20 protein-coding genes are annotated in these 22,043 nt (G+C 62.7%); 14 read left to right on the forward strand and 6 right to left on the reverse strand.

Annotated features, from left to right (window positions below; genetic code table 11):
- Positions 1-69: 69 nt before the first annotated feature.
- Positions 70-1,494, forward strand: coding sequence for an MltF family protein (locus AHA_RS01810; protein WP_045528755.1), 1,425 nt, complete (start codon positions 70-72; stop codon positions 1,492-1,494).
- A gap of 7 nt (positions 1,495-1,501) precedes the next feature.
- On the opposite strand, the gene AHA_RS21665 is transcribed toward AHA_RS01810, so the two are convergent.
- The gene (locus AHA_RS21665; protein WP_165444123.1) at positions 1,502-1,648 is read right to left on the reverse strand and encodes a hypothetical protein; all 147 of its coding nucleotides are present in this window, start codon (positions 1,646-1,648) and stop codon (positions 1,502-1,504) included.
- A 77-nt stretch (positions 1,649-1,725) separates the two neighbouring features.
- On the opposite strand from AHA_RS21665, the gene AHA_RS01815 reads away from it, so the two are divergent.
- Positions 1,726-2,979, forward strand: coding sequence for a phospholipase D family protein (locus AHA_RS01815; protein ID WP_011704343.1), 1,254 nt, complete (start codon positions 1,726-1,728; stop codon positions 2,977-2,979).
- Between the two features lie 479 nt (positions 2,980-3,458).
- Here AHA_RS01815 and AHA_RS01820 read toward each other — a convergent pair whose 3' ends face one another.
- The gene (locus AHA_RS01820; protein WP_011704344.1) at positions 3,459-4,577 is read right to left on the reverse strand and encodes a fatty acid desaturase; all 1,119 of its coding nucleotides are present in this window, start codon (positions 4,575-4,577) and stop codon (positions 3,459-3,461) included.
- Between the two features lie 148 nt (positions 4,578-4,725).
- Between AHA_RS01820 and fabR the strand changes: the two genes are divergently transcribed.
- Positions 4,726-5,346, forward strand: a complete 621-nt coding sequence (gene fabR / locus AHA_RS01825) for an HTH-type transcriptional repressor FabR (RefSeq protein ID WP_005308043.1) — start codon at positions 4,726-4,728, stop codon at positions 5,344-5,346.
- A gap of 20 nt (positions 5,347-5,366) precedes the next feature.
- Positions 5,367-5,732 (forward strand): YijD family membrane protein, encoded by a 366-nt coding sequence (locus tag AHA_RS01830; RefSeq protein ID WP_113995426.1) that lies wholly within the window; start codon positions 5,367-5,369, stop codon positions 5,730-5,732.
- Between the two features lie 38 nt (positions 5,733-5,770).
- Here AHA_RS01830 and AHA_RS01835 read toward each other — a convergent pair whose 3' ends face one another.
- Together AHA_RS01835 and rsmD are read right to left on the reverse strand one after the other, a co-directional pair.
- Complete coding sequence (locus AHA_RS01835; protein WP_011704346.1) at positions 5,771-6,082, reverse strand: DUF1145 domain-containing protein; 312 nt, start codon at positions 6,080-6,082, stop codon at positions 5,771-5,773.
- A gap of 110 nt (positions 6,083-6,192) precedes the next feature.
- A complete protein-coding gene (gene rsmD, locus AHA_RS01840; RefSeq protein ID WP_011704347.1) occupies positions 6,193-6,822 on the reverse strand; it encodes a 16S rRNA (guanine(966)-N(2))-methyltransferase RsmD in 630 nt (209 codons plus the stop codon).
- Positions 6,823-6,932: 110 nt separating this feature from the next.
- On the opposite strand from rsmD, the gene ftsY reads away from it, so the two are divergent.
- The 10 genes from ftsY to hutH all read left to right on the forward strand — a co-directional run bounded on the left by ftsY (position 6,933) and on the right by hutH (position 18,987).
- The gene (ftsY, locus tag AHA_RS01845; protein ID WP_011704348.1) at positions 6,933-8,834 is read left to right on the forward strand and encodes a signal recognition particle-docking protein FtsY; all 1,902 of its coding nucleotides are present in this window, start codon (positions 6,933-6,935) and stop codon (positions 8,832-8,834) included.
- A gap of 90 nt (positions 8,835-8,924) precedes the next feature.
- The gene (gene ftsE / locus AHA_RS01850; protein WP_011704349.1) at positions 8,925-9,593 is read left to right on the forward strand and encodes a cell division ATP-binding protein FtsE; all 669 of its coding nucleotides are present in this window, start codon (positions 8,925-8,927) and stop codon (positions 9,591-9,593) included.
- A complete protein-coding gene (ftsX, locus tag AHA_RS01855) occupies positions 9,593-10,546 on the forward strand; it encodes a permease-like cell division protein FtsX (RefSeq protein WP_011704350.1) in 954 nt (317 codons plus the stop codon). The genes ftsE and ftsX overlap by 1 nt, the downstream gene beginning before the upstream one ends.
- A 455-nt stretch (positions 10,547-11,001) precedes the next feature.
- A complete protein-coding gene (rpoH, locus tag AHA_RS01860) occupies positions 11,002-11,856 on the forward strand; it encodes an RNA polymerase sigma factor RpoH (protein ID WP_011704351.1) in 855 nt (284 codons plus the stop codon).
- A gap of 126 nt (positions 11,857-11,982) precedes the next feature.
- A complete protein-coding gene (gene can / locus AHA_RS01865) occupies positions 11,983-12,642 on the forward strand; it encodes a carbonate dehydratase (RefSeq protein ID WP_005308055.1) in 660 nt (219 codons plus the stop codon).
- 11 nt (positions 12,643-12,653) lie between these two features.
- Positions 12,654-13,358: a histidine utilization repressor gene (gene hutC, locus AHA_RS01870; protein ID WP_011704352.1), complete on the forward strand. Its 705-nt coding sequence runs from the start codon at positions 12,654-12,656 to the stop codon at positions 13,356-13,358.
- 155 nt (positions 13,359-13,513) lie between these two features.
- Positions 13,514-14,749 carry an imidazolonepropionase gene (hutI, locus tag AHA_RS01875; RefSeq protein WP_164927515.1) on the forward strand — a complete coding sequence of 412 codons (1,236 nt, stop codon included), beginning with the start codon at positions 13,514-13,516 and terminating at the stop codon, positions 14,747-14,749.
- Entirely contained in the window at positions 14,742-15,686 is a 945-nt protein-coding gene (gene hutG / locus AHA_RS01880; protein ID WP_011704354.1) for a formimidoylglutamase, read from the forward strand. The genes hutI and hutG overlap by 8 nt, the downstream gene beginning before the upstream one ends.
- A gap of 54 nt (positions 15,687-15,740) precedes the next feature.
- Positions 15,741-17,450, forward strand: coding sequence for a urocanate hydratase (gene hutU / locus AHA_RS01885; protein WP_011704355.1), 1,710 nt, complete (start codon positions 15,741-15,743; stop codon positions 17,448-17,450).
- 4 nt (positions 17,451-17,454) lie between these two features.
- Positions 17,455-18,987, forward strand: coding sequence for a histidine ammonia-lyase (gene hutH, locus AHA_RS01890; protein ID WP_011704356.1), 1,533 nt, complete (start codon positions 17,455-17,457; stop codon positions 18,985-18,987).
- Positions 18,988-19,056: 69 nt separating this feature from the next.
- Here hutH and AHA_RS01895 read toward each other — a convergent pair whose 3' ends face one another.
- On the reverse strand, positions 19,057-20,154 hold the full coding sequence (locus AHA_RS01895; RefSeq protein WP_011704357.1) for a calcium:proton antiporter: 1,098 nt from the start codon (positions 20,152-20,154) through the stop codon (positions 19,057-19,059).
- Positions 20,155-20,315: 161 nt separating this feature from the next.
- Positions 20,316-21,845 (reverse strand): EAL domain-containing protein, encoded by a 1,530-nt coding sequence (locus tag AHA_RS01900; RefSeq protein WP_164927516.1) that lies wholly within the window; start codon positions 21,843-21,845, stop codon positions 20,316-20,318.
- Positions 21,846-22,043 lie beyond the last annotated feature (198 nt).

Here is a 22,043-nt window from a genome sequence, read left to right on the forward strand (position 1 = left end):
CCCCACCTTTATTTGCCACCCGTTGGACTGGCTCCCGCTCGCGGCGAAGCAACCGCAGGCGCTTGCATCATGAGACGACGCTGGCTTTGGGGCCTGCTCGCTCTGTGTGCGCTGCCGCTGCTGGCGGCGGATCTCAAGCCGCAACGGCTGCCCCAGCCCGGGGATCTCGCCAGCATATTGCAAAAGAAAGAGCTCAGGGCCCTGGTGGTCTATGAGCGGGGCTTCTTCTTCTTCGACAAGGGGGCCCAGCACGGCATCCTGGTCAACCAGCTGCAGGGATTCGAGCGCTGGCTGAATCAGACCTACCTGGCCAAGGAGAAGATCAAGCTCAAGATCATCTACATCCCGGTGCGTCAGGACAAGCTGCTGGACTACCTCACCGAGGGGCGGGGAGATCTGGTGGCCGCCAACATGACGGTGACGCCGACCCGGCGCGAACAGGTGACCTTCTCTAACCCGGTGATCGCCCCCATCGAAGAGTGGGTGGTGAGCCAGCACAGCCTGCCGACCTTCAACCGCATTACCCAGCTCTCCGGCCGGCGGGTCTGGGTGCGGGCCAGCTCCAGCTATTACGAGAGCCTGCGTCAGCTCAACTGGCTGTTTCGCGAGCTGGGGCTGCCGCCCATCTATATCGAGACGGTGCCTGAATATCTGCAGGACGGGGATCTGCTGGAGATGGTGGCGGCCGGCATCATACCGCTCACCGTGACCGACAGCTTCAAGGGGCGGATCTGGCTCGGCATGATCAGCGGGCTGCGGGCCCACAAGCTGATCCCGCTGCGGGACAATGGCCGCAGCGCCTGGGCCCTGCGCAACAACAGTCCCGAGCTGCTCAAGGCGGTCAACGACTATCTGGCCGATGCCGGCAAGCGTACCCTTTACAGCGACATGGCTCTGCGCCGTCTGCTGGCGCGCAACGACCAGATGAGCAACATACTGGCGCCGGATCCGCTGGGCAGGCTGTCGACCATCCGCAAGGTGCTGGAGCAGCAGGCCGACAAGTATCGGCTGGACTGGCTGATGCTGGCGGCGCTGGCCTACAAGGAGTCAGGGCTCAATGCCAACATCCGTTCCGAACGGGGGGCGGTGGGGATCATGCAGCTGTTGCCGAGCACCGGTGGCGAGGTGGGCATTCGCGGCGCCCGGCTTGCCAGTCTGGAGGGCAATGTGGAGGCGGCTTGCCGCTATATGCGGCTGATCCTCGACACCTATTTCAATGATCCCAAGCTGGACGTGCTCAACCGCCATCTGTTTGCGCTGGCGGCCTACAATGCCGGCCCGAACCGGGTGCAGGCGCTCAGGGCCAAGGCCGAGGCCGCCGGGCTGGATCCCAACGTCTGGTTCGGCAACGTGGAGCAGCTGGTGGCCAATGAGGTGGGCCAGGGGCCCATCAACTATGTCAGCACCATCTACAAGTACTATGTGGCCTACCGTTTCAGCCTGCCCCAGCTAGAGGGCAAGGCGGCCGCCATCGAGGCGGTGGCCCAGCCCTGACGTCCTGCTAGTGCGGTTGGGTGGGCGGGGCGAAGGGCTGCCAGGCCTGATCCTTATGCTGCAAATACCAGGGAGTCAGCTGGCCGCTTGGCGAGGGATCCGGCTCACTAGCCTGCGGTCTGTGACTGATGGCGGGGCGATCCGTGAGTTCCATGGTAAATTCCTTCATCCTGTTGCTACGAGGCCCTTAGCCAGCGTTATGCCATTTCCTCATGACAGGCGGATGACGCCATGATCCCCGCTGAATTCGCCCTGATAGACCAGCCCGAGCTGGCACTCAAACTGCGCTGCCAGCTGATCCGCGGCGCCAGAAGCCGGATCCAGGCCCAGTACTACAGTTGGGAGGAGGACAGCAGCGGCAAGCTGTTGTTGGCGGAGCTGCTGCATGCCGCCCGGCGTGGGGTGCGGGTGCAACTGCTCATCGATGACCTCTATGCCGGCGACAACCGTTTCCTGGAGATGGTGGCCCATCAGCCGGGCATCGAGGTGCGCCTGTTCAATCCCTTCTGGTTGCGTGGCTGGCGGCCGCTGACTCTGCTGCTGGAAGGGCTGCTCAGCTTTCGCCGCATCAATCACCGCATGCACAACAAGCTGTTGCTGGTGGACGGCAGCCAGGCGGTGATCGGCGGTCGCAACATCGGGGATCGTTACTTCGGGCTCGGTGGGGCGCCTCAGTTCGTCGATCTGGATCTCGCCTGCCGCGGCCCGCTCTGCCAGCAGGCCGAGCAGGGGTTCGATCAATTCTGGCGCAGCCGCTGGAGCCACCCGATCCGCCGTCTGCTGCGGCGCCCGCTGCAACGGGCCGAGGTGCAGGTGGTGAACGACTTTCTGCTGACCATGAACGAGCCGCAGGTGGCGGCCGTCTATGACCTGCCTGCCAGCCTGTTCGATCCAGAACCCGTCCCTCTGCGCTGGCATGCCGGACAGGCAGAAGTTTGGTTTGATCGACCCGGCAAGGGGCTGGTGTCTCGACCCACCACCGCCCGCCTGCTTTGGCGTAAGCTGGCCGACAATCAAGGCACCCTGAGTCTGGTCACCCCTTATCTCATCCTGACCCGGGGGCTGCGCCGCCGGCTCAGGCAGCAGCGGCAGGCGGGGGTGAACATTGACATCCTGACCAACTCCCTGGCCAGCACGGATGTGCCGCTGGTGTACGGCGCCTATCGCCGTCACCGCCCCTGGCTGATACGGCAGGGCATCGCACTGTCGGAACTGGAGGGAGAGTCGCTCAGTCTGCACGCCAAGTTGATCCTGGTGGGGGAGGAGGAGGCGCTGCTCGGCAGCTTCAATCTGGATCCGCGCTCTCTGCTGCTCAACACCGAGCTGGTGCTGCATCTGGCTTGTCCCGCATTGTGTGCCGAGTTGCAGCAGTGGCTGGCGACCTGGCAGCAACGCTCTTCCCACTCGGTGGCGGCCCCGCCCTCCACCCTGCGCCGCCTGCTGGCCAGGGTCAGTGACTGGTTGCCACTGCAGCGCTGGTTGTGAGCGGGCCGAGCGTGTGCGAGATCTCGCAAAGCCTTGTGCGCCTTCGAGGATAACGTTTGCCATCCTATGGCGATGAACTGGTTTATCATATTGTTTTTAATCGTATTGTTTTCTGACTGAAGTTCCATGAAGGGTGGCTACTTGCATACATGGGCGCATAAAACGGTTTTTTATTTTATTTATCTGCGTAATATTTCAACTGCAAGGACAACACGGTGGCTTGCCGCCGTGCGGAAGAGGGTCGTGAAGGGAACTGGCCGACTGGATTGCTCCAGCAGGCACCTGCTTCAGATGGGTAGCGGAAACTCAGGAAACAGGAGCAGAGCCCGGCAGGACCGGATTCCAATATGGAACATGCTATTTGCGAGGGGGTGACATGCGAGTGTCACCCCATTTTTTATGGCTCGCTGGCTGAGCCGTGCCCAGAAAAAGACCGCCGATTGGCGGTCTTTTTCTTTGTTCAGCCCGATGGTCCTAGGTCAGGCGATGCCTGCCAGCAGTCGGCTCCAGTTGCGTTTGGCGGCGATGAAGGCATCGTGCAGGTTGCGATACTCCAGCTGCAGCTTCAGTTGGTCATAGCGGGCCAGCGCCTTGCGCTTGCGCTGCTCCAGCAGGCGTTTGCGGCTGGCGTAGTAGTGCTGCAACTGCTGGTTCAGCTTGTCGTACTCCTCCTGCAGCAGGGCCTGCCACAGATCCCTGTCATCCTGCTTGCGCAACTTGGCCTGGGCCCGTTTCAGCTGCATCTCCAGCCTGGCCTGTTCGATCCGCTCTTCCGGACAGGCGCGCAGATCCCGGGTCAGCCCGCACCAGGAGGCGCTGCGGATCAGCCACTTGGTGGGATCGAACTGCCACCAGTGGATGCCGTTGCGATAGTCGTTCTCGAACAGGTGATGAAAGTTGTGGTAACCCTCGCCGAAGGTGAAGAAGGCCAGGATGCCGTTGTCCCGTGCGCTGTTGCGGTCGGTGAAGGGCTGGCTGCCCCAGATGTGGGCCAGCGAGTTGATGAAGAAGGTGGTGTGATGAGTCATCACCATGCGCAGCACCCCGGCCAGCAGCAACATACCGAGCAGGTCGCCGTGGACGAGCCCCAGCAGCAGCGGGATGCCGATGTTGGTAGCCAGGGTCAGCGCCAGATAGTGCTTGTGCTGGAAAACGACGATGGGGTTGTTCTGCAGATCCCGCACATTGCTGTAGTCGTGATAGGTTTCACCCTGGTATTCGCGCAGCATCCAGCCGATGTGGGAGTACCAGAAACCACGTCCCGCGCTGTAGGGATCCTGCTGGTTGTCATCCACGTGGCGATGGTGGCGGCGATGGTCGGAAGACCAGTGCAGGGCCGAGTTTTGCAGGGCGAGGGCACCGCCGATGGCGAAGATCCACTGCAGGATCGGGTGTGCCTTGTAGGCCTTGTGGGACCAGAGCCGGTGGTAGCCGGCGGTGATGGAGATGCCGCAATAGCAGAACAGCAGCAGGAAGCTGCCCCACTGCCAGAGGTCATAACCATGGGTCATGCCGTACCAGGGCACGGCGATCAGTGCGGTCAGCCCGGAGAGGGCAAACAGCAGGGTGTTGGTCATGATGATCGGGGGGCGTTCCATCTCACTCGGTTCCTTTCAGCGAACAGCTGTGCGCCATTCTCCATGCAGCCAGAATTCGGGTCAATGGAAAAAAGTAGGAGACAAACCTGATCCTGGCGCAGCCTTCGGGTTATCATTTGGCCTCGATAACCTGAAGGTGACTGTTTTCGTGGGTATTCGCGCGCAACAAAAAGAAAAAACCCGGCGTACTCTGATCGAGGCGGCGTTCAGCCAACTGTGCGCCAACCGCAGTTTTTCCAACCTCAGCCTGCGGGAAGTGGCGCGGGAGGCCGGCATAGCGCCCACCTCCTTCTATCGTCACTTTCGCGACATGGAGGAGCTGGGGTTGACCCTGGTGGATGAAGGCGGCCTGACACTGCGCCAGCTGATGCGCCAGGCGCGCCAGCGCATCGCCGGGGGCGGCAGCGTCATCAGCACCTCGGTGCAGACCTTCATGGAGTTCGTCGAGAACAATCCGAACATCTTCCGGCTGCTGCTGCGCGAGCGCTCCGGCACTTCGGCGGCATTCCGGCAGGCGGTAGCGCGGGAGATCCAGCACTTCATCGCCGAGCTGACCGATTACCTCGAGGCCACCACGGGGGCGCCGCGGGAAGAGGCCTACATCCAGGCCGAAGCCATGGTGACCATCGTCTTCAGCGCCGGTGCCGATGCCCTCGATATGACCAGCGAGGAGTGCCGGGCTCTGTCCGATCGCACCATCCGTCAGCTGCGCATGATCGCCATGGGCGCCGAGGTCCAGAACCAGAAGCGCCGTGAACCTCTCTCTTAAGTCAAAGGATGGACAGCTCCATGCATGATCAGAACCCGATCCCGAAGAAACCCCTGCTGCTGGCCCTGCTCATCGGCATCTGTGGTGATGCCTCTCTGACGGTCTTGTCAGAGTCGGTGGTGCCCTTCTCCTTCTTCCCGATGATCGCCCTGGTGCTGGCTGCCTATCAGCTCTACCAGCACTATCGTCATGTCTCGCTGGAAGGCAACACACCCGTTTGCATGCTGCTCTGCTTCTTCATCGGCGTGTTCGGCCACTCGGCGCTGGTCAAGGTGCAGTACCCCGAGCTTGGCAGCAACTTCTTCTCGCTGATCATGATGTTGCTGCTGCTGGCCGTGCTCTCCATCAAGCTCGGCATCAGCGTGGGGAAAAAAGAGAAGGAGTGACCAGCACTCCTTCCAGAACCACCATGACAGAGCCGGGATTACCCGGCTTTGTTGTCTGTGCCGCGCTGTTTGGCATCGACGATGGCCTGCAGCCTGGTGCGGATCTCCACCATGCCGAACACCCCGAACACCAGCACCTGGGTGAACTCGAGCCGGCTCACCGCGAAGTAGGGCTTGCAGGCCGCCTTGACCATGCTGGCCTGCACCCAGTGCATCAGGGCTACGATCACGCCGCACACCGGCAGAAAGCCGTTGAGTTTGCCCGGCAGCGGGGCAATCAGGCTGACCAGCACGCCGAACCAGAAGAACAGGATGAGGCCCATCGCCAACAGATTAAACACCCGCTTCATCGTTTACCTCCCGCAGATAGAGCTGATAGCAGACCTGATTTGATCGGCCTGCTTGTCCTTGAGCCGTTGTCCAAATTGACGGGGAGGGGCACCGCGCCCATCTCCCCCCTTTAAACCGCAGCGTCATGCTTGGTGTCTCGCAGATAGAGCTGATAGCAGACCTGGCCTGCCTGTTTGTCCTTGAGTAGTTGCCAGCTGGCCGGCAGCGGCAGATCGGCCATCTCCTTCTCCCGCTCCAGATAGATGAGGGCGTCCGGTGCCAGCCAGCCGCGTTGCTCCAGCAGCTCGCACACCTGAGGCAGCAGCTCGCGGCGAAAGGGGGGATCCAGAAACACCAGATCGAACGGCGTGGCCGGCCCCTGCAGCCAGCTGACGGCATCGGACTGGATCACCTGGCCCTGGCTGCTGCCAAGGGTGGTCAGGTTCTTCTTGATCTGGTCGGCGGCGCCCTTGTCCATCTCGATCAGGGTGACCTGCTCGGCATAGCGCGACAGCGCCTCCAGCCCCAGGCCGCCGCTGCCGGCGAACAGATCCAGACAGCGGGTGCCACGGACATGCGGAGCCAGCCAGTTGAAGATGGTCTCCTTGACGCGATCCGTGGTGGGTCTGAGTCCTTCCACATCCCTGACCGGCAGTTTGCGGCCTCGCCACTGACCGCTGATGATTCTTACAAAGCCCGATTTCCCCTGCGGGGCTGGGCTCTTGCTCGGGCCGTTACGGCTGGATTTCACTCTGGGCATCGCGTTTCGTCGTCAGAAAATAAAGTGGTAGTATAAGGCGGTTCATTTTTATGCCGACCCGCCGAGGGACGGCTATCTTAGCAGTCAGCCTTTGATGTGAGTATTTTTAGATGGCAAAAGGTTTGTTTTCCTGGCTGGGTTTCGGCCGCAAGAAAGAAGAGGCTGAGGCTGTCCAACCACAGACACCGCAAGCCACCCCGATTACCGCTGAGCCCGAGGTCGCTGCTGCCCCCGCTCCCGTTTCCGATCCTACGCCAGCCGTGGCGGCTGAAGTGCCCGCCAGCGCACAGAATTCCGTTTTGCACGATGATTGCTGCCCACCTGCCGAACTGGACGACCATGGTCCGCTGGTAGTGGAGGAGTGTGCCTCCGATCTGGAGCCGGTGATCGTCAATGAAGCCCTGCTGGCCGAAGAGGAGCGTGCCGCTGCGCAAGCGCAGGCTCAAGAGGCTGCCCGTGTTGCTGCCGAGCTCAAGGCTGCGCAAGAAGTTCGTATTGCTGCCGAAGCCCGTGCCGCAGAAGAGGCTCGCATTGCCGCCGAGGCCCGTACCGCAGAAGAAGCGCGTCTTGCCGCCGAGGCCCGTGCCGCAGAAGAGGCTCGTATTGCCGCCGAGGCCCGCGCCGCAGAAGAGGCGCGTCTTGCTGCCGAAGCCCGTGCCGCAGAAGAGGCTCGTGTTGCTGCCGAAGCCCGCGCCGTGAAAGAGGCTCGCATTGCTGCCGAAGCCAGCGCCGCAGAAGAGACGCGTATTGCTGCCGAAGCCCGCGCCGCAGAAGAGGCTCGTATTGCCGCCGAGGCCCGCGCCGCAGAAGAAGCGCGTCTTGCTGCCGAAGCCCGCGCCGCAGAAGAGGCGCGTATTGCTGCCGAGGCCCGTGCCGCAGAAGAGGCTCGTCTTGCTGCCGAAGCTCGTGCCGCAGAAGAGGCTCGTCTTGCTGCCGAAGCGCAAGCTGCCGAGGAAGCCCGTCTCGCCAAAGAGGCCCAGCGAGTGGAAGATCTGCGCCTGGTCGCCGAGATGGAGGCTGAGGCCGCTGCCCTGGCCGCCCTGCCGCTGGCCGCCAAGGTGGATGACGACACCCAGGAGAAGCCGCAGCGGGAGGGTTTCTTCGCCCGCCTCAAGCGCAGTCTGGTGCGCACCAGAGAGAATATTGGCTCCGGTTTCTTCGGCCTGTTCCGTGGCAAGAAGATCGACGACGAGCTGTTCGAGGAGCTGGAGACCCAGCTGCTGACCGCCGATCTCGGCGTCGATACCACCAGCCGCATCATCGAAGGGTTGGTGCAGCACGCGGATCGCAAGCAGCTCAAGGATGCCGAGGCACTCTACGGCCTGCTCAAGCAGGACATGGGCGAAATGCTGGCCAAGGTCGAGCAGCCACTGGTGATCGACACTAGCAAGAAGCCTTACGTCATCCTGATGGTGGGCGTGAACGGCGTCGGCAAGACCACCACCATCGGCAAGCTGGCCAAGCAGTTCCAGGCCGAAGGCAAGAGCGTCATGCTGGCCGCCGGCGATACCTTCCGTGCCGCCGCCGTCGAGCAGCTGCAGGTGTGGGGTCAGCGCAACAACATCCCGGTGATCGCCCAGCACACCGGCGCCGATTCCGCCTCCGTCATCTATGACGCCATCGAGGCTGCCCGCTCCCGCGGCGCCGACGTATTGATCGCCGACACCGCCGGTCGCCTGCAGAACAAGAGCAACCTGATGGAAGAGCTCAAGAAGGTGGTGCGGGTGATGAAGAAGCTGGACGATGCGGCGCCCCACGAGATCATGCTGACTCTGGATGCAGGCACCGGCCAGAACGCCCTGAGTCAGGCCAAGCTGTTCAGCGAGGCGGTGGGCCTGACCGGCATCACCCTCACCAAGCTGGACGGCACCGCCAAGGGCGGCGTCATCTTCGCGGTGGCCGACAAGTTCCAGATCCCGATCCGCTACATCGGGGTGGGCGAGGGGATCGACGATCTGCGTCCGTTCGTCGCCAACGACTTCATCGAGGCGCTTTTCAGTCGCGAGGAGTGATCTCCTTCGCGATGAGCAAGCTCGGGCGCCGCGAGTCGTGCGCCCCCAGCCCCGACCCTGGTCGGGGTTGGTCACTGTCAGGGAACCGTTATGATCCGTTTTGACAAGGTCAGCAAGGTCTACAGCGGCGGCCATCAGGCGCTGCAGAAGGTCAGTTTTCACCTGCGCAAGGGGGAGATGGCCTTCCTGACCGGACACTCGGGTGCAGGCAAGAGTACCCTCCTCAAACTCATCAGTGTGATGGAACGGCCCACCGACGGCCGTGTGTTCTTTCATGGCGACGACGTCAGCCATATCAAGCGGGGGGAGATCCCCTATGTGCGCCGCCAGATCGGCATGATCTTCCAGGATCACCGGCTGCTGATGGACCGCACCGTGTTCGACAACGTGGCGTTGCCGCTGGTGATCGACGGTTACAGCCATGCAGACATCAACAAACGGGTTGCGGCGGCGCTCGACAAGGTGGGGCTGCTCGGCAAGGAACGCTACCAGCCGCGCATGCTCTCCGGCGGGGAACAGCAGCGGGTCGGCATCGCCCGCGCCATCGTCAACAAGCCGCCGCTGCTGCTGGCGGATGAGCCGACCGGCAACCTGGATCCCCAGCTCTCCATGGACATCATGCGACTGTTCGAGGAGTTCAACCGCTTCGGCGTCTCCGTGCTGATTGCCACCCATGATCTGGGGCTGATCGCCCGCATGCGCTATCGCACCCTGACCCTCAAGGCGGGTCGCATGTATTCGGCAGGGGAGGAGCTCTGATGGCTATTGTTCGTCATAAACAGCCACCGCTACGGCGCTTCATGATGTACTGGGTCGACCACGCCCGGCAGGCTTTTTCCAGCCTGGGGGAGCTGTGGCGCAACCCGCTCGCCTCGCTGATGACGCTAGCGGTGCTGGGGGTCAGCCTGGCGCTGCCCTCCTGTTTCCACGTGCTGCTGAAAAACGCCGAGGTGGTGGAGGGCAGCTGGCAGACCAGCTCCCAGATCTCCCTCTATCTGCGCAAGGATCTGCCCGAGCAGAACATCCTCGACATGAAACAGCGGATCCTGCTCTACCCGGAGGTGGAGTCGGTCACCTACATGAGCCGGGATGAGGCGCTCAAGGAGTTTCGCGAGATCTCCGGGTTTGGCGATGCGCTCGACTACCTCGACAGCAACCCGCTGCCGCCGGTGCTGAGCGTGATCCCGGATCCGCGCTGGCAGAACCCGGAAGGGGCGGCCGAGCTGCTCAACAAGCTCAACAACGAAGACGGGGTGGAACAGGGCAAGCTGGATCTGCAGTGGCTGACCCGGCTGCAGGGGATCATGAACCTGCTGCGTCACACCATCACCGGCATCGCGGTACTGCTGCTCTCCGCCGTGCTGCTGATCGTCGGCAACACGCTCAGGCTGAATATTCTCAACCAGCGCTCCGAGATCGAAGTGCTCAAGCTGGTGGGGGCGACCGATGCCTTCATCCATCGTCCTTTCCTTTATACCGGCATCTGGTTCGGGGTCATCGGTGGCATGCTGGCCTGGTGGTTGACCGAGGTGATGGTGATCTGGAGCGAAGGGGTGGTGAAGGAGCTGGCCGGCCTCTACAACAGCAACTTCCGGCTGGTGGGGATGGGGGCGGTGGACGGGATCAACCTGATCCTGCTGGGCGCCTTGCTGGGGCTGATCGCCTCCTGGTTTTCGGTCCATCGTCACATTCGCGACATCGAACCGTCCTGATTAATTTATCAGCGTTTTAAAGCGCTGGATTTTGCGACATGGATCAAGTAAAAGAGTGGCCGTTTCTGGCACGGCCGCCGTTCTGGGAGTAATCTGAACATTGCCGATCTTCGGGATCTTCTCTGGATCCTGTGAACCTTCTGATTTATAAGCAGTCTACAAATGCTGAAGAATTTATACGGGTGTGGCCCCTATGCCTTGCTCGTCTGACTTGGCAAGCATGTGAAGGTTGCGAGCTCCGCAACAATGGACTTAGCATGCTACTTTTCGGGGGTCCTTGATTGTGACCCCCTTTTTTTGACTGTTCATTCATGATTCATCCTGCCGGCCTAAGATAACCCCGGTTCAGACATGCTCACTATGATGTTTGATACAGGCCGCAGAATGGCGTCCGGTCAGTAGACAGACCCTCTCAGGGTGTTAGACTGATTCGATTGAAAAGAAAGAGGTAGAACATGGGAACTTCATTGCAGCGCACTATGGCTCTGATTCCGCAAGGTAGTCTGGAAGGCTATATTCAGGCAGTTAACTCGATTCCGGTGCTGAGCGCAGAGGAAGAGCGTGAGCTGGCTGAGCGTTTGCAGCAGGGTGGCGATCTTGAGGCTGCCCGTCAGCTCGTTATGTCGCACCTGCGCTTTGTCGTTCATGTCGCCAAGAGTTATGCCGGCTACGGTCTGCCCCAGGCCGACCTGGTGCAGGAAGGCAACATCGGCCTGATGAAGGCGGTCAAGCGCTTCGACCCGAGTGTCGGTGTGCGTCTGGTCTCCTTTGCCGTGCACTGGATCAAGGCCGAAATTCACGAATACGTTCTGCGCAACTGGCGCATGGTCAAGGTGGCGACCACCAAGGCCCAGCGCAAGCTGTTCTTCAATCTGCGCAAATCCAAGAAACGTCTGGGCTGGCTGAACCACGAAGAGGTGCAGGCCGTGGCTGCCGACCTCGGCGTCTCCGCCGCCGACGTCACCGAGATGGAAGCGCGCATGAGCAATTACGATCAGGCGTTCGATCTGGTCGGCGATGACGAAGAAGAGGGCGGTTTCGCGCCGGTCCACTATCTGGAGGACAAATCCTCCGATCTGGCGGCCACCATCGAGAACGACAACTGGGACGATCACGCGACACGTCGCTTGAGCTCGGCCCTGGCTACCTTGGACGAGCGCAGCCAGCACATCATCCGTGCCCGCTGGCTCGACGATGAGAGCAAGACCACCCTGCAGGAGCTGGCCGATACCTACGGCGTCTCCGCCGAGCGGGTCCGTCAACTTGAGAAAAACGCGCTCAAGAAGCTGAAAGATGCCATGGAAGCCTGATGCTTCCTCCCATAAAAACAGGGCCTGATGGCCCTGTTTTTGTTTGACGGGGATCTGGTCGGCCTTGCCTTGGTTACCCTTGTGTATGGTATGTTGCCGCCACTGCCACAGTAGGGAGAGCAGATAGTGAAACTCTTGAACGACTTGTTTACCAACAACCGCGAGTGGGCGGAACGGATCAAGGCCGAGGATCCCGAATTCTTTGCTACCCTCTCCGCCCAGCAGGCCCCCGAATACCTCTGGATCGGCTGCTCCGACAGCCGGGTACCCGCCAACCAGCTGATGGGGCTGCTGCCGGGGGACGTGTTCGTCCACCGCAACGTCGCCAACCTGGTGGTGCACACCGACTTCAACTGCCTCTCGGTGCTGCAATACGCGGTCGAGGTGCTCAAGGTGAAGCACATCATCGTCTGCGGCCACTACGGCTGCGGCGGCGTCAAGGCGGCGATGCAGAACCAGGAGCTGGGGCTCATCGACAACTGGCTGCGCAACATCAAGGATGTCTACTTCAAGTATCGCGAGCAGCTGGATGCCATCGAGGATGAGCACGAGCGCTTCGACTACCTGTGCGAGCTGAACGTGGCCGAGCAGGTGGCCAACGTCTGTCACACCACCATCATCCAGAACGCCTGGCGCAAGGGTCAGGAGCTGGCGGTACACGGCTGGATCTACGGCATCAAGGACGGTCTGCTGCACGATCTCGATCTCTGCATCAGCGGGCCCGAGCAGATCCCGGACGTCTATCGCGCCTGGCCGGACATGCGTCCGCCCCACCGCCGTCGCTGAGGAGCATTCCGTTGGCACCGGCCCTCTATCTGCAGATCAAGCAGCACATCCTGGACGGGATCCGCGAACGCCACTATCAGGCGGGCGACCGGATCCCGACCGAGGCCGCCCTGTGCGAACAGTTCGCCGTGAGCCGGATGACGGTCAACAAGGCGCTGCGCGAGCTGGTGGCCGAGGGCTGGCTGGTGCGCACCGCCGGCTCCGGCAGCTTCGTGGCGGACAGGCGCACCGAATCGCCGCTGCTGGCCATTCGCAACATCGCCGACGAGATCGCCGAGCGGGGCAGCGAGTACAGCGGCCGGGTGATCCGGCTGCAGCGCCAGGCCGCCGACGAGAAGGTGGCGGTGCAGCTGGGCCTGCGGGTCGGCGCCCCCATCTTCCACAGTCTCATCGTCCATCAGGCCGATGGTGAGCCGCTGCAGCTGGAAGAGCGCTTCGTTGATGCCGAGCGGCTGCCACAGTACGGTGAGCAGGATTTTGCCAGCCAGACCCCCAACCGCTATCTGATGGAGGTCTGCCCTCTCTCCGAGATGGAGCACGTGGTGGAGGCGGTGCTGCCGAGCGCCGGTGAGGCCGGCTTGTTGCAGGTGCGGGTCGACACCCCCTGCCTGCTGCTGCACCGGCGTACTTGGTCCGACGGTTATCTGGTCTCCTATGCCCGTTTGCTCTCGCCGGGCTCCCGTTACAAGTTGAGTTCCAAGACCAGTCTCAGTTAATTGTATATACAAACTCTTTTTGACCAAGCCCGCCTCTGGCGGGCTTTTTTGTGTTTAAGCTCTAATGAACACGCTGTTATCAAGATGTGAACTTGATCCTTTCTTTCCCGTCAGAGATCGGATATAAGTTAATGTATATACATTTAGAGGTCGGTATGAACAAGGAACTGTTGAACTGCGAGCGGGTCTGGCTCAACGTGACACCCGCCACCCTGCGCTCCGATCTGGCCGACTACGGTCTGCTGGAACCCCATGCCCTCGGCGTTCACGAGGGGCGGATCCACGCCCTGGTGCCGATGCAGGATCTCAAAGGCCCCTATCCCGCCCATTGGCAGGACATGAAGGGCAAGCTGGTCACCCCCGGCCTCATCGATTGCCACACCCACCTCATCTTCGCCGGCAGCCGCGCCGAAGAGTTCGAACTGCGCCAGAAGGGCGTGCCCTATGCGGAGATCGCCCGCAAAGGCGGCGGCATCATCAGCACGGTGCGCGCTACCCGCGCGGCCTGCGAGGAACAGCTGTTTGAGCTGGCACTGCCGAGAGTGAAATCCCTGATCCGGGAAGGGGTCACCACGGTGGAGATCAAGTCCGGTTACGGCCTCACCCTGGAAGACGAGCTCAAGATGCTGCGGGTCGCCCGCCGACTGGGGGAGGCGCTGCCGATCCGGGTCAAGACCACCCTGCTGGCAGCCCATGCAGTGCCGCCGGAGTATCGCGACGATCCCGACTCCTGGGTCGAGACCATCTGCCAGGAGATCATCCCGGCTGCTGCCGAGGCGGGCCTGGCCGATGCGGTGGACGTCTTCTGTGAACACATCGGCTTCTCGCTGGCCCAGACCGAGCAGGTCTATCTGGCGGCGGATCAATACGGTCTGGCGGTGAAAGGGCACATGGATCAGCTCTCCAACCTGGGCGGCAGCACGCTGGCCGCCAACTTCGGCGCCCTCTCGGTGGATCACCTGGAGTACCTGGATCCGGAAGGGATCCAGGCGCTGGCCCATCGCGGCGTGGTCGCCACCCTGCTGCCCACCGCCTTCTACTTCCTCAAGGAGACCAAGCTGCCGCCGGTCGCCGCGCTGCGCAAGGCGGGGGTGCCGATGGCGGTCTCCTCCGACATCAACCCTGGCACGGCCCCCATCGTCTCGCTGCGGATGGCCATGAACATGGCCTGCACCCTGTTCGGCCTGACCCCGGTGGAGGCCATGGCCGGGGTGACCCGCCACGCCGCCCGCGCGCTTGGCGAGCAGGAGCAGCTGGGACAGCTCAGAGTGGGCATGCTGGCGGACTTTCTGGTCTGGAACTGCGGCCATCCGGCCGAGCTCAGCTACCTCATCGGCGTCGATCAGCTGGTGAGCCGGGTGATCAACGGCGAGGAGACCCTCCATGGATAAGTTCAACCCGGTCGACATGTCGGTCTGGCAGGGGCGCCAGGATCCGGAAGATGGCGAGCTGGCCTTGCGCTGGCACGACAAGGTACAACCCTGGCCACAAGCAGGCCGCGCCGCTCCAGGCGTTGCCCTGGTGGGCTTTGCCTGTGACGAGGGGGTGCGCCGCAACAAGGGGCGGGTAGGGGCCGCCGGTGCCCCGCTGGCGGTGCGCAAGCTGCTGGCCAACAGCGCCTGGCATCTGGGTCGGCCCGTCTATGACCGCGGTGACGTGAACTGCGAGGATGGCGATCTCGATGCCGCCCACGGCCGTCTGGCCGAACGGGTGGCCCGCTTGCTGGACGAGGGGCACTTCCCGCTGGTATTGGGCGGTGGCCACGAGGTGGCCTTCGGCAGCTGGAGCGGCCTCAATCGTCATCTGGCTGGCCGTGGCCGGGTCGGCATCATCAACTTCGACGCCCACTTCGACCTGCGCATGAAGCTGGAGCAGGCGAGCTCAGGTACTCCCTTCTTCCAGATTGCCGAGCAGTGCGCCATCCAGGGCACGCCCTTTACCTACGCCTGCCTCGGGGTGGCCGAGACCGCCAATACCCAGGCGCTGTTCGCGCGCGCCGAGGCGCTGGGGGTGTGGCACGTGCTGGACGAGGCGATGACGCCGGCCGAGCTGCCGGCCTTGCTCAGCGGGCTGGATGCCTTTATCGCCCGCTGCGATCACCTCTATCTGACCATCGATCTCGACGTGTTGCCGGCGGCCGTGATGCCGGGAGTGAGCGCCCCCGCCGCCCGCGGCGTGGAGCTGGCGGTCATCGAACCCCTGATCGCCCATATCCGGGCCAGCGGCAAGCTCAGGCTCGCCGATCTGGCCGAGTACAACCCGAGTCTGGATCAGGACAACCGCAGTGCCCGCGTGGCTGCCCGGCTGGTCCATCAGTTAATCAAGTAGCGGCCTGCCACCGGCTGGCCGCCACCCTGCTGCATCGATAAACAAGGAGTGTATATGTCCCAGCAACACCAGGATCCCCGTCACGATCCCAATCGCGTGATCCGCGCCCCGCGCGGCACCACGCTGACCGCCAAGAGCTGGCTCACCGAAGCGCCGCTGCGGATGCTGATGAACAACCTGGATCCCGAGGTGGCCGAGCATCCCCAGTCGCTGGTGGTCTATGGCGGCATCGGCCGCGCCGCCCGCAACTGGGCCTGCTTCGACAAGATCGTCGAGGTGCTGACCCGGCTCGAGGAAGATCAGACTCTGCTGGTGCAATCTGGCAAGCCGGTCGGGGTGTTCCAGACCCACAAGGACGCGCCCCGGGTGCTGATCGCCAACTCCAACCTGGTGCCGCACTGGGCCAACTGGGAACACTTCAACGAGCTCGATAAGAAGGGCCTGATGATGTACGGCCAGATGACCGCCGGCTCCTGGATCTACATAGGTACTCAGGGGATCGTGCAGGGCACCTACGAGACCTTCTTCGCGGTGGCCAACCAGCACTTCAACGGCGAACCCAAGGGGCGCTGGATCCTCACCGGTGGGCTCGGCGGCATGGGCGGCGCCCAGCCGCTGGCGGCCACCATGGCCGGCTTCTCGATGATCGCGGTGGAGTGCGACGAGACCCGCATCGATTTTCGTCTGCGTACCCGCTACGTCGACAAGAAGGCCCACAGCCTGGATGAGGCGCTGGCCATGATCGAAGAGGCCAAGCAGAGCGGCAGCGCCGTCTCCGTCGGTCTGCTCGGCAACGCCGCCGATGTGTTCGCCGAACTGGTGGCCCGTGGCATCACCCCGGACGTGGTGACCGACCAGACCTCTGCCCACGACCCGGTGCACGGCTACCTGCCCCAGGGCTGGAGCGTGGCCCAGTGGCGCGCGCTGCAAAAATCCGCGCCCCAGGAGGTGAACGTCGCCGCCCGCCACTCCATGGCCCGTCAGGTGGAAGCCATGCTGACCCTGCAAAGCCGCGGTGCCGCCACGCTGGATTACGGCAACAACATCCGCCAGATGGCGCTGGAGGAGGGGGTGAAAAACGCCTTCGACTTCCCCGGCTTCGTCCCGGCCTACATTCGCCCGCTGTTCTGCGAGGGCATTGGCCCGTTCCGCTGGGTGGCGCTCTCCGGCGATCCGGAAGATATCTACAAGACCGACCAGAAGGTGAAGGAGCTGATCCCCGATGATCCTCACCTGCACAACTGGCTCGACATGGCTCGCGATCGCATCGCCTTCCAGGGCCTGCCGGCGCGGATCTGCTGGGTCGGGGTCAAGGATCGGGTGCGCCTCGGCCTGGCCTTCAACGAGATGGTCAAGAATGGCGAGCTGAAAGCGCCCATCGTCATTGGCCGCGATCACCTGGATTCCGGCTCGGTGGCGAGCCCGAACCGCGAGACCGAGTCGATGATGGATGGCTCCGATGCCGTCTCCGACTGGCCGCTGCTCAACGCCCTGCTCAACACGGCCGGCGGCGCGACCTGGGTCTCCCTGCACCACGGTGGCGGGGTCGGCATGGGCTTCTCCCAGCACTCCGGCGTGGTGATCGTCTGTGATGGCTCCGATGACGCCGCCAAGCGGGTCGGTCGGGTGCTGCGCAACGACCCTGCCACCGGGGTGATGCGTCACGCCGACGCCGGCTACGAGATTGCCATCAACTGTGCCCACGAGGCGAAACTGGATCTGCCGATGATTGACGGCGCTAACGGTGTCAAAGGAAAGGTGTAACACCATGTTTGAATTGACTATTACCCCGGGCGAGCTGGATCTTGCCACCCTGCGCCGCGTCAGCCGCGAGCCGGTACACGTTTCGCTGGATCCCGCCGCCCTGGCGGGGATCCACGCCTCCGCCGCCGTGGTCACCAAGGTGATCGAGCAAAACCGGGTGGTGTACGGCATCAACACCGGCTTTGGCTTGCTGGCCAACACCCGCATTCCGGTGGAGCAGCTGGACGAGCTGCAGCGCTCCATCGTGCTCTCTCATGCGGCCGGGATTGGCGAGTACATGGATGACGCCACCGTGCGGCTGATGATGGTGCTCAAGCTCAACTCGCTGGCGCGCGGCTTCTCTGGCATCCGGCTGGTGGTGCTGGAGGCCCTGATGCGGCTGATCAACGCCGAAGTCTATCCGGTGGTGCCGAAGAAGGGCTCCGTCGGTGCCTCCGGCGATCTGGCGCCGCTGGCCCACATGAGCTGTCTGCTGATCGGGGAGGGCAAGGCCCGCCACGCTGGCGAGCTGATCGATGCCGCCACGGCCCTGAAGATTGCCGGGCTCGAGCCCATCGCGCTGGCACCGAAAGAGGGGCTGGCCCTGCTCAACGGCACCCAGGCGAGCACCGCCTTCGCGCTGGAAGGCTTGTTCCACGCCGAGGATCTCTACGCCGGCGCCATCACCATCGGTGCCATGAGCGTGGAGGCCGCCCTTGGCAGCCGCCGCCCGTTCGATGCCCGCATCCATGCGGTGCGCGGTCAGCGTGGCCAGATCGACGCGGCCGCCTGCTATCGCCACCTGCTGGTGGATGGCAGCGAAATCGGCATGTCCCATCACAACTGCGAGAAGGTGCAGGATCCCTACTCCCTGCGCTGCCAGCCGCAGGTGATGGGCGCCTGCCTGACCCAGATCCGCCAGGCGGCCGAGGTGCTGGTGTGCGAGGCCAACGCGGTCTCCGACAACCCGCTGGTGTTTGCCGAGGATGAAGACATCCTCTCCGGCGGCAACTTCCACGCAGAACCCGTGGCCTTCGCCGCCGACAACCTGGCGCTGGCCATCGCCGAGATAGGGTCGCTGTCCGAGCGGCGCATGGCGCTGCTGATCGACTCGCGGATGTCCGGTCTGCCGGCCTTCCTAGTCAACAACGGCGGCGTCAACTCCGGTTTCATGATCGCCCAGGTCACCTCGGCGGCGCTCGCCTCCGAGAACAAGACCCTGGCCCATCCGGCTTCGGTGGACAGCCTACCCACCTCCGCCAACCAGGAGGATCACGTTTCCATGGCCACCTTCGCCGGCCGTCGACTGGCGGACATGGCCGAGAACACCCGCGGCATTCTGGCGGTGGAACTGCTGGCGGCAGCGCAAGGGCTGGATTTCCGTGCTCCCCTGCGCAGCACCGAGCTCATCGAGCTGGCCAAGGGCCGGCTGCGGGAAGAGGTCAGCTTCTACGACAAGGACAGGTACTTCGCGCCGGACATCGAGGCGGCCGCCGCCCTGCTGGGGCGTGCCAGCTACAATGACCTGCTCCCGGCCGGCGTGTTGCCGAGCCTGTAAGCGGCCATCCCGCCCATAACAAAAGACCGCCCATCGGGCGGTCTTTGCGTTTCTGGCGTTGGTACGCGGTTATTCGTGCTCGAACATCAGGAACAGGTACACCACGAACAGCACCAGGTGAGTGGCCCCGTGCAGCACATTGGTGCGGCCGCTGCTGAAGGTCACCTTGCACACCATGAGGGTGGTAAACAGCAGCACCATGTCGGCGGCGGAGAGGCCCAGGCGAACTTCTTGCCCCAGCATGGCGCCGATGAACAGCACCGCAGGCACGGTGAGGGCGATGGTGGCCAGCACAGAGCCGAAGTAGAGGTTCATGGCCCGCTGCAGCTGATTGTTGAAGGCGGCCTTGATGGCGCCGACCGCCTCGGGGGCCAGCACGATACAGGCGACGATGAAGCCGCCCAGCGCCGGCGGCGCCGCCAGTACCTTGACCCCGTGGTTGATGGGAATGGCGAGGGTCTTGGCCAGCAGGATCACCACCACCAGATAGGCGAGCAGCAACAGGGTGTGGTAGACGTTGCTCTGCAGCGGGCCGTGGTGTTCTTCGTAATCTTCGTGATCGCTGTCGATGAAGAAGTGGCTGTGGCTGCGGGTCTGGATCAGCAGGAAGACGCCGTAGAGCAGCACCGAGATGATGATCAGCATCCAGGACATGGCGCTCGACATGCTGCCGATGTTGCCCCCTTCGGTGAAGTTGGGCAGCACCAGGCAGAGCAGCGCCAGCGGAATGATGGCCACCAGATAGGATTTGACTCCGTCCAGATTGAAGCTCTGGGTGTGGTAGCGCCAGCCGCCGAACAGCAGGGTGAAGCCCACCAGGCCGTTGGTCACCAGCATCACCACGGCAAACATGGTGTCGCGGGCCATCACCGGATTGGGTTCGCCGGTCAGCATGACCGAGGAGATCATCACCACTTCCAGCGAGATGACCGACAGGGTGAGGATCAGGGTGCCAAAAGGCTCGCCAAGCTTGATGGCAAGGGCATCCGAGTGGCGCACCACCGAGAAGATGGCCCAGGTGACGATGGCAAGCAGCATCGCCGAGACAGGAAGATAAATCCCGAGCGGAGTGGCCTCTGTCAGCAGGTCGCTGCCGAGCGTCTTGAAAAAGAGCAGGGTGAGCAGGCCAACGGGCAGGGCAATCTCTTGCCGGATAAATGACTTCATAGGCAATGGTTCTCATCATCAGGGCGGCGTGAGCCGACGGGTAAGGAACAGGGTGGCGGCGCCACACGAGGTGGCGCGCCTGTTCATGATAAAGGGAGTTGTCCGCTCAAGGGAAAATCATTTTGTTGCAAAATATGAGCGGCCGGCCTCGGCAGTGTGGCTCATCGCTCGCCCGTGTGGTTCTGGTACCAGGCCAGCAGCCAGATTTTCAGCTTGGTCAGCGCCATGGGCTGTGCATAGACATAGCCCTGGATCAGGTGCACGCCGTGCTGCTGCAGATAGTCGACCTGATCCTGGCGCTCGACCCCTTCGGCGATCATCTCCATGCCCGACTCGCGGCCGAAGGCGATGGTGGCATCCAGCACGCTGCGCTTGAGGTCGTCGGTGCCTATGGTGTCGACGAACATCTTGTCGATCTTGATCTGGCGGATGCCGAGCCGCTGCAGGTAAGCGAAGCCGCCGTAACCGGTGCCGAAGTCATCCAGCTTGAAGTGGTAGCCCTGCTGCTGCAATGCGGTGATCTCGATGACGGCTGTCTTGATGTCGGTGATGGGCTTGCGCTCGGTCAGCTCGAAGGTGAGCTGGGCGGGAGAGGGCCAGCCGTGCTGCAACAGCAGGTTGCGCAGATGCGGGTGCTCGAGGTGGGCGGCCACTATGTTGACGCTGACCCACTGGCCGGGGGCGAGCCTGGGCAGATCCGCGATCACCTTTTCCAGCAGCTGGCTGGTCATCGGCAGGATCAGCTGCTGCTCCTCTGCATAGTCGATGAAGGCGCCGGGCGGGATCAGGTCACCACCCCGCTGCCAGCGCAGTAGCGCCTCGAAGCCCACCACCTGTAGGCTGCGGCTGTCGACCACGGGTTGATAGAAGGGCACGAACTCCCGCCGTGCCAGCCCGGCTTGCAGCAACCCTTTGAGCGAGCGCCGGTAGTTGCGCAGCCCCCAGTAGGCGGCGACCAGCAGGGCCCCGACCGCCGCGCCGCCCCAGAACCCGTAGTGGCGGGCCTGCTGCTGGGCGTAGTGTTCCAGCGCTTTGCCTGCCCACAGGGTCTGCTTGATGTGATTGTTGGGATCAAAGAAGCTCAGACTCTGGCTCCCCCCTTCTTCCTTGATGGACTTGTTGCCGCGGGGGAAAACCGGCATTGCCTCGTCCGGTGTCTGCTGGTGGAATTCGAGGTAGAAACAGTCGGTGCAGGGGTATTGCAACAGCGCATGGCTCCAGCTGTTGTTTAGTACCCAGTAGGCGGTATTGTTCCCTACGTGAAAATAGGCGACCAGCTCCTGTTCCGTGTTGAAGCGGGCCTGGGTGGCTGCGAGACCGAACAGCTCCTGGCTGGGATAGGGAGGAAGATCGGCGGCGGTGAAGGGCAGGTCCACCCCCAGACTGGAGCAGCCAGTACCCGAGGCGAGCTTGAGCCCCTGGATGCGGATGTGACGGCTGTAGAAACGGGGATCCCGCAACAGCGCCATGTCCTTTTGACCACAGTCAAACGTGAACTGGGCTAGTTGAGCGCGAATGCTCTCGTCCAAATCCCGATGTCGCTCTACCAGAGCTGCCTCGATCTCCTCTTTTTTCTCCTGCAACAACTGGTGTGCCAGCTGTTTGCTGAGCAGTTGACTGAGAGGCAGGCTGGCCAGCAGGGGCAGGCAGAACAGCAACAGGGTGAGCCAGAGGGGGGAGATGGGTCGCAAGGGATACCTGCCTGATGTGCGGGTGGGATGCATATGGGTGGCATCATCATAGTGCATTAGTTGAATCGATTTGAGTGGAGGCGGTCACACTTGTTGTGTGAATTTATAATCTTCTGATAAATAATGGTTTTATGAAATCGACTGCTGAAGATTCAATCGCTGACCTGTCATAAATGACAATTGTCCAGCTTATCTGAA

Origin of the sequence: Aeromonas hydrophila subsp. hydrophila ATCC 7966, from assembly GCF_000014805.1 — a bacterium.
Classification (GTDB): Bacteria; Pseudomonadota; Gammaproteobacteria; order Enterobacterales; family Aeromonadaceae; genus Aeromonas; species Aeromonas hydrophila.